At 68.2% G+C, this 14,422-nt stretch carries 9 protein-coding genes; all 9 read right to left on the minus strand.

Translation table 11 applies throughout. The features are described from left to right. Nucleotides 1-167: 167 nt before the first annotated feature. The 9 genes from ABIC25_RS19430 to trpC all read right to left on the minus strand — a co-directional run bounded on the left by ABIC25_RS19430 (nucleotide 168) and on the right by trpC (nucleotide 14,358). The gene (locus ABIC25_RS19430; RefSeq protein ID WP_354562767.1) at nucleotides 168-674 is read right to left on the minus strand and encodes a hypothetical protein; all 507 of its coding nucleotides are present in this window, start codon (nucleotides 672-674) and stop codon (nucleotides 168-170) included. Nucleotides 675-698: 24 nt separating this feature from the next. Then, entirely contained in the window at nucleotides 699-1,577 is an 879-nt protein-coding gene (locus tag ABIC25_RS19435; RefSeq protein ID WP_004019833.1) for an acyl-CoA thioesterase, read from the minus strand. A gap of 76 nt (nucleotides 1,578-1,653) precedes the next feature. Continuing rightward, the gene (pyk, locus tag ABIC25_RS19440; protein WP_354562769.1) at nucleotides 1,654-3,078 is read right to left on the minus strand and encodes a pyruvate kinase; all 1,425 of its coding nucleotides are present in this window, start codon (nucleotides 3,076-3,078) and stop codon (nucleotides 1,654-1,656) included. Between the two features lie 169 nt (nucleotides 3,079-3,247). Next, nucleotides 3,248-4,753, minus strand: coding sequence for a glutamate synthase subunit beta (locus ABIC25_RS19445; RefSeq protein WP_354562770.1), 1,506 nt, complete (start codon nucleotides 4,751-4,753; stop codon nucleotides 3,248-3,250). Continuing rightward, the gene (gltB, locus tag ABIC25_RS19450) at nucleotides 4,746-9,317 is read right to left on the minus strand and encodes a glutamate synthase large subunit (RefSeq protein ID WP_354562772.1); all 4,572 of its coding nucleotides are present in this window, start codon (nucleotides 9,315-9,317) and stop codon (nucleotides 4,746-4,748) included. The genes ABIC25_RS19445 and gltB overlap by 8 nt, the downstream gene beginning before the upstream one ends. A gap of 294 nt (nucleotides 9,318-9,611) precedes the next feature. Beyond that, complete coding sequence (lgt, locus tag ABIC25_RS19455; RefSeq protein ID WP_354562773.1) at nucleotides 9,612-11,246, minus strand: prolipoprotein diacylglyceryl transferase; 1,635 nt, start codon at nucleotides 11,244-11,246, stop codon at nucleotides 9,612-9,614. 79 nt (nucleotides 11,247-11,325) lie between these two features. After that, on the minus strand, nucleotides 11,326-12,135 hold the full coding sequence (gene trpA / locus ABIC25_RS19460) for a tryptophan synthase subunit alpha (protein ID WP_064571841.1): 810 nt from the start codon (nucleotides 12,133-12,135) through the stop codon (nucleotides 11,326-11,328). Next, nucleotides 12,132-13,478 (minus strand): tryptophan synthase subunit beta, encoded by a 1,347-nt coding sequence (gene trpB, locus ABIC25_RS19465; protein ID WP_354562775.1) that lies wholly within the window; start codon nucleotides 13,476-13,478, stop codon nucleotides 12,132-12,134. The genes trpA and trpB overlap by 4 nt, the downstream gene beginning before the upstream one ends. A 61-nt stretch (nucleotides 13,479-13,539) precedes the next feature. Continuing rightward, nucleotides 13,540-14,358, minus strand: coding sequence for an indole-3-glycerol phosphate synthase TrpC (trpC, locus tag ABIC25_RS19470; protein ID WP_004019826.1), 819 nt, complete (start codon nucleotides 14,356-14,358; stop codon nucleotides 13,540-13,542). Nucleotides 14,359-14,422 lie beyond the last annotated feature (64 nt).

Genomic DNA, 14,422 nt, shown 5'->3' on the forward strand with positions numbered 1-14,422 from the left:
TCGGTGTCATCGAGGTTCCGGCCGCCGCAACGGGTTCGGGAACTCCGATGATGATCCGGCGCAGTTTAACCCGCCGTTCACCCGGTGTCCGGACAACCGCACGGGCGTCTCGCGGAGCGGTGTCGACGGACGCGCGGATTGTCGGGTTTCGTCCGCGATCCGGTGTCTCAGCCCAGTGGCCGGAGGACCGCGCCCTGCTGGAGGGCGGCGGTCGAGATCGATTCCGAGAAACGATCGTCGGCGTCCCCGACGGTCACCAGATAACCGGCGTCGGTGTACTCGACACCGCTCACCTCGAAGGTGAGCCGGCAACCGTCGTCTGCCCGGAGGAACACCGACAGCGTGGTCGTGGCCACCTGGCCGCCGGCGGCGTCGTAGAGGACGACCGGCGCGCCGCGGGCCAGCGTGCCCCCACCCGGCACCGCGGCGACCTCGGTCGAACAGTCCGCGACCACCCCGCCCTTGGCCGTGAACACCGGCGTCGTCAGGAGGCCGGCGATGACTGCGACTCCCACGATGACCGCGAAGACGATCATCGCGATCGAGGTCGTGACGATGACCGGAACCCGCGTGCGCCGCTGCCACGTCCGCCGCGGCAGCGCCGGACCGGGGTCGAGCCACATCTCGTGGGCGGCTCGGTGTGGCGGTTCGGCGGTGGTTCTCCCCTGGTCCATCAGCTCCCCCTCAGACCTGCAGGGTCACTTCTTGGGCGGGAAGTACTTGATGAGCGCCTCCTGCACGACCGATGTCGCGAGAGTGCCGTCGCGCATCCAGAATCGACCCGAGCCCATTCCGCGTGACCCGGTGGCGACCGGCGACCGGGTCGCGTAGAGCAGCCAGTCGTCGAACCGGAACTCGCGGTGGAACCACATCGAGTGATTGACGGTCGCGGCGAACAACCGATCCATGCCCCAGGAGAGGCCGTGAGTGGTGATGATCGAGTCGAGCACCGTGGTGTCCGAGGCGTAACACATTGCGGCGACGTGCATCACGGGGTCGTCGGGCATCGTGCCGTCGGCCTTCATCCACACCCGGTTGTCGGTCAGCTTCTCCCCCGCGTCCTTCGCCTTCCAGCTCGGATCGTTCGCGAAGCGGATGTCGATGGGGTGCAACGCATTCACGAAGGTGGCGATGCGGTCTTCGTAACCCTTGAAATGCTCACCGAGAGTGGGCAATTCCTCCGGGTAGGGCACGTTCGGGATCTCCACCGCGTGTTCGAGCCCGGACGTGTTGTCCTGGAAGGCGACCAGCATCGTGAAGATCTCTTCGCCGTCCTGCTTCGCCGTCACCTGGCGATTGGCGAACGACCTCCCGTCGCGGAACCGATCGACGTGATACTCCATCGGTTTGGTGACGTCACCGCCGCGGATGAAGTGCGCGTGCAGGGCGTGGATGGGCGGGTTGCCGCGGCTCAGGCTCCGCGCCGCCGCGACAACCCCCTGTCCGAGCAACTGCCCGCCGAACGTCCTGGCGGTGACCTGTTCGGGATGGTGCCCGATGAACAGGTCCTCGCCCTGACGTTCGACGTCGAGCAACGCGAGCAGTTTGCCGAGATCGCCGGCCTGTTCCACGGTCATGCCTCACACCCTAATGGTGTGTCTCGAACCCGGCCGCGACGGCGTCGTGCACCGCCCCGAGCCGGAACGGACGACGTCAGTGGTCCTGCTCGCCGATCCGGTGCACGTGGATGAGGTTGGTCGAACCGACCGTCCCGGGCGGTGCGCCGGCGACGATCACCACGACATCGCCCTCGCTGAGGCGGCCGATCCGGAGCAACTGATGGTCGACCTGGTCGATCATGTGATCGGTCGTGTCGACGTGGTCGACGATGAACGTCTCGGTGCCCCAGCTCAGCGCGAGCTGACTGCGTACCGCCTGCGTGGGGGTGAATGCCAGCAACGGCAGACGCGAGTGCAGACGTGCCAGCCGACGCACTGTGTCACCGGACTGGGTGAACGCCACCAGCGCCTTGACCTCGAGGCGTTCGCCGATGTCGCGCGCCGCGTAGGAGATGACGCCGCGCTTGGTGCGCGGCACATGGGACAGCGGCGGAACGTCGCGGGGGCCGGACTCGACCGCGCGGCAGATGCGGTCCATGGTGCGGACCGTTTCCAGCGGGTACTTGCCCACCGACGTCTCCCCCGACAGCATGACCGCGTCGGCGCCGTCGAGGACCGCGTTGGCCACGTCGGATGCCTCGGCGCGGGTCGGACGCGAGTTCTCGATCATCGAGTCGAGCATCTGCGTTGCGACGATGACCGGCTTGGCGTTCTCGCGAGCCATCTGGATGGCCCGCTTCTGCACCAGCGGTACCTGCTCGAGCGGCAGCTCGACGCCCAGGTCGCCACGGGCGACCATGATCGCGTCGAAGGCGAGGACGATCGCCTCGAGGTTCTCGATGGCCTCGGGCTTCTCGAGTTTCGCGATGACCGGGACCCGACGACCGACGCGGTCCATGACCTCGTGGACCAGTTCGATGTCGGACGGGCTGCGCACGAACGACAACGCGACCATGTCCACGCCGAGCCCCAGCGCGAATTCGAGATCGGCGATGTCCTTCTCCGACATCGCGGGCACCGACACGCTCATCCCGGGAAGCGAGAGTCCCTTGTTGTTGCTGACCGGCCCGCCCTCGGTGACGGTGCAGACCACGTCGTTGCCCTCGACGGCGGAAACGGTCAACCCGACCTTGCCGTCGTCGACGAGCAGACGGTCGCCGGCGCTCGCATCTTCGGCGAGCTGCTTGTACGTGGTGGAGACGCGGTCGTGGTCGCCGGCGACGTCGTCGACCGTGATGCGGACCTGCTCGCCGGTCTCCCAGACGGTCTTGCCGTCGCAGCCGTCGAAGCGGCCCAGACGGATCTTCGGACCCTGGAGATCGGCGAGGACGCCCACGGCCTTCTCCGTGGTGTCCGAGGCCTTGCGGACGCGCGCATAGACGGCCGCATGGTCCTCATGCGTACCGTGGCTGAAATTCATCCGGGCCACGTCCATGCCGCTTTCGACGAGCTCTTTCAGACGCTCGTCGCTCGCGGTGGCCGGGCCCAGGGTGCAAACGATCTTGGTTCGGCGTGTCACAAGAACACCTTAGTCCTCCTCGAGGGTGCATCTCCATGTCGCCGTCGACTCGTCATCGGCCCGCCACCAACTGTTACCGCTGGTGGCGGGCCGCTACCGCCGAGTATGAAATTTACTTAACTTGTTGCGGCCGCGCGTGTTCGGCGGAGACCGCGGGGCGCCAGGGCGATCAGCGGACGGACAGCGGCAGGGATGCCGGCCGGACCGGTGAGGGCAGATCCGATTCGCCGACGAGGTACTCGTCCACCGCACGCGCGGTCGACCGGCCCTCCGCGATCGCCCACACCACCAGCGAGGCGCCGCGGTGGGCGTCACCGCAGACGAAGACGCCCGGTGCGTCGGTCTGCCAGTCACTCCCGCACGAGATGACGCCGCGACGGTTCGGTTCGATCTCCAGCTCGGTCAACAGCGGGCCGCCGCGCACGCCGGCGAAGCCGATCGCGAACAACGCCAGCTCACAAGGGATCTCGAATTCCTCACTCACCGGCGTGATCTCCCGGCGACCGTCGGCGTCCCGGATCACCTCGACCTCGGCGAGCACCATGGTCGTGACGTTGCCTGCGTCGTCACCCTCGAACCGTTGCACCGCGACCTGGTGCAGCCGATCTCCGCCCTCGTCGTGCGCGCTGGAGGTCCGCATGATGAGCGGCCAGGTCGGCCACGGCGACCGTTCGTCGTCGCGCTCCCCGGGCAGTTCGGGGTTGTAATCGAGTTGCACGACCGAGGCCGCACCCTGGCGGTGCGCCGTACCCAGACAGTCGGCTCCGGTGTCGCCGCCGCCGATGATCACGACGTGCTTGCCCGCCGCGGTGATGGCCGCCGGGCCGTCGCCTTCGCACTCCTTGTTGGCGGGCACGAGATGCTCCATGGCGAGGTGGATGCCGTTCAGTTCCCGACCCGGCACCGGGTTGTCGCGCGCCTCCATCGCACCGATGGCCAGGACCACCGCGTCGTGGGTCGCGCGCAGGTCGGCGACCGACAGGTCCGTCCCCACGTCGCAGTTGGTCACGAACGTCGTTCCCTCCGCGCGCATCTGGGCGATGCGCCGGTCGATGTCGGACTTCTGCAGCTTGTACTCCGGGATGCCGTACCGCAGCAACCCACCGAGACGGTCGTCGCGCTCGTAGACGGTGACATCGTGGCCGGCCCGGGTGAGCTGTTGTGCCGCAGCGAGTCCCGCCGGGCCGGACCCGACGACCCCCACCGACTTGCCGGTGGTGGACTCGGGACGCTCGGGCCCGATGATGCCCTCGGCCCACGATTCGTAGGCGATCGTCTTCTCGATGCGCTTGATGGTCACGCTGCCGCCGGTGGCCGGTTCGGAGATCGACAGCACGCATGCGGCCTCGCACGGCGCGGGGCACACCATCCCGGTGAACTCCGGGAAGTTGTTGGTCGCGTGGAGCCTGCTGCTCGCCGCATCCCACCGGCCGCGACGGACCAGGTCATTCCACTCCGGGATGAGGTTGCCGAGCGGGCACCCGGCGGTTCCGGAGTGGCAGAACGGGATACCGCAGTCCATACAGCGGCGGGCCTGCCCGCTGACCTCCTCGAGAACCTTGATCGGGTTGTCGGCGTGCTCGTAGACGTCGTCCCAGTCGTGGACCCGTTCGGCGACGGGCCGGTACTTCGCTTCTTTCTTCGGGACTTCCAGGAATCCGCGCGGATCAGCCACGTGCCGCCTCCATGATCGCTGAATCGACGTCGCGTCCTTCGGCTTCGGCCATCCGGGCCGCGTCGAGGACACGCTTGTAATCGGTGGGCATCACCTTGGTGAACGCGAGGCAGCGTCGGGGCCAGTCGGCCAGGATCGACGCGCCGATCGCGGAACCGGTCAGTTCGGTGTGCGTCGCGACGGTGCGCTTGAGCCAGGCCAGGTCCTCCGGGTCGGGACGCAGGAGTTCGACCATGGCCATGTTCACCTTCGCCTGATCGAGATCGTGCACGAACGCGATACCACCGGACATGCCCGCCGCGAGGTTCCGTCCGGTCGGCCCGAGGACGACCACCCGGCCGCCGGTCATGTACTCGCAGGCGTGATCGCCCACCCCTTCGACGACGGCCGTCGCGCCGGAGTTGCGTACCGAGAACCGTTCACCCACACGGCCTCTGAGATACACCTCCCCCGATGTCGCGCCGTAGAGGATCGTGTTACCGGCGATGACCTGGTCTTCGGCGACGAACAGCGCATCGGGGTTCGGGGCGACGATGATCTTGCCGCCGCACAGCCCCTTCCCGACGTAGTCGTTGGTGTCACCGGTCAACCGGATCGTGACGCCGGGCGGCAGGAATGCACCCAGCGACTGTCCGGCCGAGCCCTGGAGCCGAACCGTGATCGTGTCATCGGCGAGGCCGTCGGCCCCGTACCGACGCGTCACCTCCGAACCGAGGAGCGTGCCGACCGTCCGGTTCACGTTGCGCACCGGTAGTTCCAGGGTCACCGGGTGCGCGTCCTCGAGTGCGCCCTCGGCGAGCTGGATCAGGGTCTGGTCGAGCGCACGGTCGAGGCCGTGTTCCTGGCCCCGCACCCGGCGACTCGGGCCCTTGTCCGCCACCTTGCGGAAGATCGGGCTCAAGTCGAGGCCCGCGGACTTCCAATGCGCCACCGCGGTGTCGGTATGCAGTCGCTGTGACTGCCCGATCGCATCGTCGAGAGTGCGATAGCCCAACCGCGCCAGGTACTCCCGGACGTCTTCGGCGATGAACCGGAAAAAGTTCACCAGGTGGTCCACCTGTCCGGTGAACCGCGACCGGAGCTGCGGATTCTGTGTCGCAACGCCGACGGGGCACGTGTCCAGGTGGCACACACGCATCATGATGCACCCCGCGACGATCAGGGGCGCGGTGGAGAAGCCGTACTCCTCGGCTCCGAGCAGGGCCGCGGTGATGACGTCGCGGCCGGTGCGCAGCGCACCGTCGCACTGCACCGTGATGCGGTCGCGCAGGCCGTTGAGCATCAACGTCTGCTGGGCGTCGGCGAGGCCGATCTCCCACGGCGTACCGGCGTGCTTCAGGGAGGTGAGGGGCGATGCGCCGGTCCCGCCGTCGTGCCCGGAGATCAGGACCACGTCGGCGTGCGCCTTCGACACCCCGGTCGCGACCGTCCCCACACCGACCGCGCTGACGAGCTTCACGTGGATGCGCGCCTGCGAGTTCGCGTTCTTCAGGTCGTGGATCAGTTGTGCGAGATCCTCGATCGAGTAGATGTCGTGGTGCGGCGGTGGCGAGATCAAGGCCACACCCGGCGTCGAGTGCCGGGTCTTGGCGATCCACGGATACACCTTGTAGGCCGGGAGTTGGCCGCCTTCACCGGGTTTGGCTCCCTGCGCCATCTTGATCTGGATGTCGGTGGCGTTGATCAGATAGTCACTCGTCACGCCGAACCGGCCGGATGCGACCTGTTTGACCGCACTGCGTCGTTCGGGATCGTAGAGACGATCCACGTCCTCGCCGCCCTCCCCCGAGTTCGAGCGGCCGCCGATCCTGTTCATCGCCATCGCGATGGTCTCGTGCGCCTCCGCGGAGATCGAACCGTAGCTCATCGCGCCGGTGTTGAAGCGCTTCATGATCTCCTCGACCGGCTCCACCTCGTCGAGCGGGATCGGTTCGCGCGCATCGAGATCGAACTCGAACAGTCCGCGGAGGGTGCCACCCTCGCGCGAGAGCCGGTCGACCTCGTCGGAGTACTTCCGGAAGATCTCGGCCCGGCCGGTCTTGGTGGCGTGCTGCAGCAGGAAGATGGTCTCGGGCGAGAAGAGGTGGAGCTCGCCCTCACGGCGGTACTGGTATTCGCCGCCGACCTCCAGCCGACGGTAGACCTGCTCGGTGGGATTCTCCGGGAAGGCCCGGTGGTGGCGGATACGCACCTCCTCGGCCAGTTCGTCGAGTCCGACGCCCTCGATGCGCGAGACCGTCCGGGTGAAGTACTCCCGCACCACCTCCGACGACAATCCCACGGCCTCGAAAGCCTGTGCGGCGGTGTAGGAGCTGATGGTCGAGATGCCCATCTTGCTCATCACCTTCAGCACTCCCTTGCCGAGCGCCTCGAGATAGTTGCCGATCGCCTTGGCGCGTGTCACGCCGGTCAGCTCGCCCTCGGCGATCAGGTCCTCGATCGTCTCCAGCGCGAGGTAGGGGTTGACCGCGGCCGCACCGAACCCGATGAGGGTGGCGATGTGGTGGACCTCGCGGGCGTCGCCCGACTCCACCACCAGCGCGACCCTGGTCCGCTCCTTGGTACGCACCAGGTGGTGGTGCACGGCCGAGGTGGCCAGCAGCGACGGGATGGGGGCGTGCTCGGAGTCGGTCAGCCGATCCGAGATCACCAGGGTCGTGTGTCCCTCGGCGATCGCCTGACTGGCCCGCCGGCGCAGATCCTCGAGGGCCGCCGCGAGACCCGCGCCTCCTTCGGACACCTCGTACAGTGCACGGAGCACCTTCGCCGACAGACCGGGATTGTCGCCGTCGTCGTCGATGTGCACGAGCTTGGCCAGTTCGGCGTTGTCCAGCACCGGCCAGTGCACCATGATCTGCCGGCACGACGCCGCGGTCGGCCGGAGCAGGTTCTGCTCCGGACCCATGACGCGACTCATCGACGTGACGATCTCCTCGCGGATCGCATCCAGCGGCGGGTTGGTGACCTGGGCGAACAGCTCGACGAAGTAGTCGTAGAGCAGCCGGGACCGCTGCGACAGGACCGCGACCGGGGTGTCGGTGCCCATCGAACCGAGCGGTTCGTAACCCGACGCCGCCATCGGGGTCAGGAGCACGCGCAGGTCTTCCTCGGTGTAGCCGAAGGAGATCTGACGGCGGACGACGGTGTCGTGGTTGGGCTGGAAGACGGGCCGATCGGGCAGCGTCGCGATGTCGAGGAGCCCGGCGTGCAACCACTCGTCGTAGGCCTCGGCGTTCATCAGCTCACTCTTGAGCTCCTCATCGGGGATGATCCGACCCTGCGCGGTGTCGACGAGGAACATGCGACCGGGTTCGAGGCGGCCCTTGCTGATCACCTCGTCCACCGGGACGTCCAGGACACCGGATTCGGACGCGAGGATGACGCGGCCGTCGCGTGTCTGCCACCACCGGCCGGGGCGCAGGCCGTTGCGGTCGAGCACGGCGCCGACGACCGTGCCGTCGGTGAACGTGACGCACGCCGGTCCGTCCCACGCCTCCATCAGCGAAGCGTTGAACTGCAGGAACGCCCGACGACGGGGGTCCATGTCCGGCACGTTCTCCCACGCTTCGGGAACCATCATCATCACCGCGTGGTGGACGTCGCGGCCGCCGAGGTGCAGCAGTTCCAGGACCTCGTCCAACGATGCCGAGTCGGAGGCCTCGGGGGTGCAGATCGGGAACGCGCGCTTGAGATCTCCCGGGATCAGGTCGGTCTCGAGGAGGGCCTCGCGGGCCCGCATCCGGTTCCGGTTGCCGCGCACGGTGTTGATCTCGCCGTTGTGCGCCACGAACCGGAAGGGATGCGCGAGCGGCCACGACGGGAAGGTGTTGGTGGAGAAACGCGAGTGGACGATGGCGATCGCGCTGAGGCAGCGGTCATCTCGCAGATCCTCGTAATACAGCGGCAGCTGCATCGTCGTGAGCATGCCCTTGTAGACCATCGTGCGACTCGACAGCGACGGGAAGTACAGGCCGGTACCCGCCTCCTCGATGTCCGCGGTCACCCGTTCGGCCTGCTTGCGGAACGGGTAGATGTATCGATCGAGGGCCAGCCCGGCGATCCGTTCGGCACCGGGGGCCGGGTCGACGGTGACGAACAGCTGCATCATGTACGGCATGCATGCGACGGCGGTCCCGCCGACGTCGGCGTGTTCGTGGTCCACGGGGAGATCACGCCAGCCCAGGACGGTGATGCCCTCGTCGGCGGCGAGGGTCTCGACCCGATCGATCGCGGCCCGGCGGAGATCGGGGTCCATCGGCAGGAAACACGTGCCCGCGGCGTAGCTGTTCGACCCGTCCGCGGCGGCGTCCGGAAGGTCGAAGTCGACGGTGTCACGCAGCAACTCGTCGGGCAGCTGGATCAGGATCCCCGCGCCGTCGCCGCTGTTGGTCTCCGCGCCGGCCGCACCGCGGTGCTCGAGGTTCTCCAGGGCGAGCAGACCATCGGCCACGATCGAATGCGAACGGCGGCCGTGGATGTCGGTGACCATGGCCACGCCGCAGGAGTCGACCTCGGTCTCCGGGTCGTACAGACCCTGCTTGACCGGGAGCGCAGAAAACAGCATCACTACCTCCACTCGAACCGGCGACCGGTTCGCTGCTGAGTGTCCATTGGGACAGCACTGGCCCGTGGAGCATTGCGCGGTGGACGAGTGACCGTGCCGAGATCGGTACCGGGCTGAGTCAGAACCGTTGAGCTGATCGCGTGCTCTGGGACGGTCGGTACCGGGCGGAGGGATCGCGCACCGTGAGATTCCGATCCTAGCCGAACACCCCGGGAGGAGTCGTCGGCCGAGACCTGTGACGAAGGCGACCACGGCCACGAGGTGCCCGGATCGGACCGTGGCAGGGTCGAGGGTTCAGGACCTGCCCCCGCCGGAGGTGCCGGGATCCGCGTCGTTCGGGGTGTCCACCGGGTCGACGGAATCCGTCTCGTCCGGCGCGTTCGTCTCCGAGTCGGCGCCGGCCTCGTCGACGGTGTCGGGCTCCGGGGCCGGCTTGTCGTCGCCGACCGGGTCATCGTCGCTTGCCGGGTCATCGTCGCTTGCCGGCTCGTCATCGCTGGCCGGGCCGTCGGCCACGGCGGCGTCGGTGGCGTCGTCGTCGGTGGCGGTGTTGTCGGGTGCGTCGGCGTTGTCGGTGGCGACGTCGTCGGGGGCGGTGGTCTCGGCAGCGCCGGATCCATCGGTATCCGATTCGTCCGCCGCGGTATCCGGCGAGGCCGCTGCCTCCGACACCTCGGTCTCCGGCTCCACTGCCTCCGACACCTCGGTCTCCGGCTCCGCTGCCTCCGCAGCGGGTGCGGATCCCTCGGGCTCCGACTCGGTCGCGTCCGGCCCGGCCGCAGCGGACGCGGCCCCAGCGGACACCGTGTCATCGCTGTCGTCGCTGTCATCGGCGGTGTCGCCCGCGACGACCTCGTCGTCAGCCACCGGGGTTCCGGCGGATCGGTCCGGACCGTCGGCCTCGAACAGCGACGACCCCGACGCACTCGCTGCGACCCCGCCGGCAACGACCGCCGGCGTGGTCTCCGGTTCGGCGTCCTCGTCGTACCAGTCGTCGACGTACCCGGCCACGCCCTGCTCCGCGAGTTCGGCGGCACGGTCGTCGTGGTACATCTCCAGTCCCTGTTCGCGTCCCTTGGGCGCGACGACGAAGTAGATGACGGCGGCGAGGAAGACCAGCGCCGCGGTGAACAGGTTCGGCCGGATGCCCGCGATGTCGTTGGCGACAGCGGCTCGGTCGTCGCGGAGCAATTCCACGAAGAACCGGCCGAGGCAGTAGCCCGCGACGTACAGCGCGAACAGCCGGCCGTGTCCGATGCGGAAGTACCGGTCGACGACCACGAGGAGGACGACGATGAGAACGTTCCACAGCAGCTCGTAGAGGAAGGTCGGGTGGACGACGGCGACCACGACCCCGTTGGAGACGCCGTCGATCAGCCCGGGGTCGGAGTACCCGGCGGCGTTCTGACGTTCGTAGATCTCGAGACCCCACGGCAGGGTGGTCTCGCGACCGTAGAGCTCCTGGTTGAAGTAGTTGCCGACTCGACCGATGGCCTGGGCCAACAGGATCGGCGGTGCGATGGCGTCGCCGAAGGCGGGCAGGCGGATTCCGCGTCGACGAGCGCCGATCCACGCACCGACCGCACCGAGCGCGACCGCACCCCAGATACCGAGACCGCCGTCCCAGATCTTCAGGGCGTCGATCGGTTCCTTGAGGGCGTCGGCGCCGAAATACGTCTTCCAGTCGGTGATGAGGTGATAGAGCCGGCCACCGACGAGACCGAACGGCACGGCCCAGATCGCGACGTCGAGAACCTCGCCGTCCTGGCCACCGCGCGCCATCCACCGGCGGTTGCCCCACCAGACCGCGACGATGATGCCGACGATGATGCAGAGCGCATACGCGCGGAGCGGAAAGGGGCCGATGTCCCACACGCCCTGGGGCGGACTGGGGAGGTAGGCCAGCTTCGTCGAGGTCGGCGCGATCACGCTGCCACCCTAACCGACCGGCCGCACCGCTCCCCTCGTCGACCGCACCCGCCGGGCCGATCAGGAGCGAGAGCTCGAATCAGACCGTCGCGCGACGCGAGCGGACGCCCTCGGCCAGTTCGGCGACCAGGGAGGCCAGCCGGTCCTGCCCGGCGTTCGCCGCGGTCACCAACGCCGACCCGACGATCACACCGTCGGCGTAGGAAGCGATCTGCGCCGCCTGCTCACGGTTGCGCACGCCGAGTCCGACGCCGATCGGGATGTCGGAGTACTCGCGAACCCGGGCACACAGCTCGGGGGCCATGTCCGACACCGCATCCCGCGCGCCGGTCACGCCCATCGTGGACGCCGCGTAGACGAACCCGCGAGATGCGTCGACGGTGAGGGCGATACGCTCGGTCGTCGACGACGGCGCGACCAGATAGATGCGATCGAGACCGTGCCGATCGGCGGCCTCGTGCCACTGCGCGCCCTCTTCGGGGATCAGGTTCGGGGTGATCAGCCCCGCGCCGCCGGCCGCTGCCAGATCGCGGGCGAAGTTCTCGACGCCGTACTTGAGGACCGGGTTCCAGTAGCTCATCACCACTGCGTTGCCACCGGCGGAGGTGATGGCCTCGACCGCGGTGAACACGTCGCGGACGCGCACGCCGTTGGTCAGCGCCTGGTCGGCGGCATCCTGGATGGTCGGGCCGTCCATCACCGGGTCGGAGTAGGGCACCCCGACCTCGATGATGTCGCAACCGGCGTCGACCATGGTCCGGAACGAGGTCAGCGACTCCTCGACCGTCGGGAAACCGACCGGGAGATAGCCGATCAGCGCACTGCGACCCTCCTCGCGGCATCGGTCGAACACGGGGCCGAGCTTCGACGGGATCGACTGGGTGCTCATGCCTGCTCTCCGGGTTTCTGGACGTCCGACGACTCCGACAGGGTGGCCTCGTCCTGCGACGGCGGGGCGTCGAACAATCCGAACCAGCGTGCGGCGGTGTCCACGTCCTTGTCGCCGCGGCCGGAGAGGCTGACGACGATGATCGCGCCCTCCCCCAGCTCCTGCCCGAGTTTCAGTGCGCCGGCGACCGCATGGGCCGATTCCACCGCGGGGATGATGCCCTCGCGGCGGCTGAGCAGCGCGAGCGCGTCCATCGCCTCGGTGTCGGTGATCGGCCGGTACTCCGCGCGTCCGGTGTCCTTGAGGTATGCGTGCTCCGGACCGACGCCCGGATAGTCCAGACCCGCCGAGATCGAATGGGATTCGATGGTCTGTCCGTCCTCGTCCTGCAACAGATACGAGTAGGCGCCCTGGAAAGCGCCGGGGGTTCCGCCGGTGAATGTCGCAGCGTGACGGCCGGTCTCGACGCCGTCGCCGGCCGCCTCGAAACCGACGAGCCGGACACTCTCGTCGTCGATGAACGGATGGAAGATGCCGATCGCGTTGGAACCGCCACCGACACAAGCGGTCACCGCGTCGGGCAGGCGTCCGGCCTTCTCCAGGATCTGAACACGGGCCTCGAGCCCGACGATGCGCTGCAGATCGCGCACCATGACTGGGAACGGGTGCGGCCCGGCTGCGGTGCCGAAGCAGTAATACGTGTTGTGCGCGTTGGTGACCCAGTCACGCATGGCCTCGTTGATCGCGTCCTTCAGGGTCGCCGAGCCGTTGTCGACGGCGATCACCTCGGCGCCGAGGAGACGCATGCGGGCGACGTTGAGCGCCTGCCGGTCCGTGTCGACCCGGCCCATGTAGATCACGCACTCGAGGCCGAGGAGCGCGCACGCGGTGGCGGTGGCGACCCCGTGCTGGCCCGCACCGGTCTCGGCGATGATGCGGTGTTTGCCCATCCGCTGGGCCAGGAGTGCTTGTCCGAGAACGTTGTTGATCTTGTGTGAACCCGTGTGGTTCAGGTCCTCGCGCTTGAGGAAGATGCGCGCCCCGCCGGCGAACTCGGACAACCGCTGCGCCTCGTACAGCGGAGACGGACGTCCGGCGTAATCGCGCTGCAGACGGTCGAGTTCGGCGAGGAAATCGTCGTCGGCGCGGACCTTCTGGAACGTGGTGGTGACCTCGTCGATGACGGCCATCAACGCCTCGGGGACATGGCGACCGCCGTACACACCGAAGTGCCCGTGCTCGTCGGGTTCGATGGAGGTCCGGGTCGTCAGTCCCACGCTCGCGGTGGGCAGCGACGCGGCCCCGGCGGCATCGGTACGGGCGGAATCAGGATGAGCGGTCACTTCAACTCACAGACGATCGGGCCGACAGATCACGCGGACCGACTTCGGCCCGGACGCATTGTCAGCGAACAGGTTTCGGGCACGAGGGGTGAGTGCCCGCGGTGACGAGCTCACGGACCGCGGCACGCGGGTCACCACTCGTGACGAGACCTTCGCCGACGAGTACCGCATCCGCGCCGGCACCGGCGTAGGCCAGCAGATCGGCGGTGCCCCGCACACCCGACTCGGCGATGCGGATGGTCTCGGTCGGCAGACCGGGCGCGATACGCGAGAACGTGTCGCGCTCGACCTGCAGGGTCTTGAGATTGCGGGCATTGACGCCGACGACCGAGGCCCCGGCTTCGAGAGCGCGGCTGGCCTCTTCCTCGGTGTGCACCTCGACGAGTGCGGTCATACCCAGGCTCTCGGTGCGGTCGAGGAGCGAGGCGAGCACGTTCTGCTCGAGGGCGGCGACGATCAGCAGGATGACATCGGCTCCGTGGGCGCGGGCCTCGTGGATCTGATAGGTGCCGACGATGAAGTCCTTGCGCAGGACCGGGATGTCCACGGCCGCGCGAACGGCGTCGAGGTCGGCGAGCGAACCGCGGAACCGGCGCTCCTCGGTGAGCACGCTGATGATGCGTGCACCACCCTCTTCGTATGCGCGGGCGAGTTCGGCTGGGTCGCCGATGCTGGCGAGCTCGCCCTTCGACGGGCTCGCGCGCTTGACCTCGGCGATGACGCCGATGCCGGGCTGGCGCAGCGCCGCCAGCGCATCCTTGGGTGCGGGAGCCTTGGCCGAGGCCGCCTTGACCGACGCGAAGTCGACCACGGCCTCACGAGCCGCGACGTCGGCTTTCACTCCCTCGATGATCGATTCGAGAACGTTGGGCACGCTCACAGCGACTTGCTCCCTTCTCTCTCGACGTGTGATCTCAGGGTAGACGGGCGGTCCGGGCCGGGTG

Origin of the sequence: Gordonia sp. PvP123 (assembly GCF_040547295.1) — a bacterium.
Classification (GTDB): Bacteria; Actinomycetota; Actinomycetes; order Mycobacteriales; family Mycobacteriaceae; genus Gordonia; species Gordonia terrae.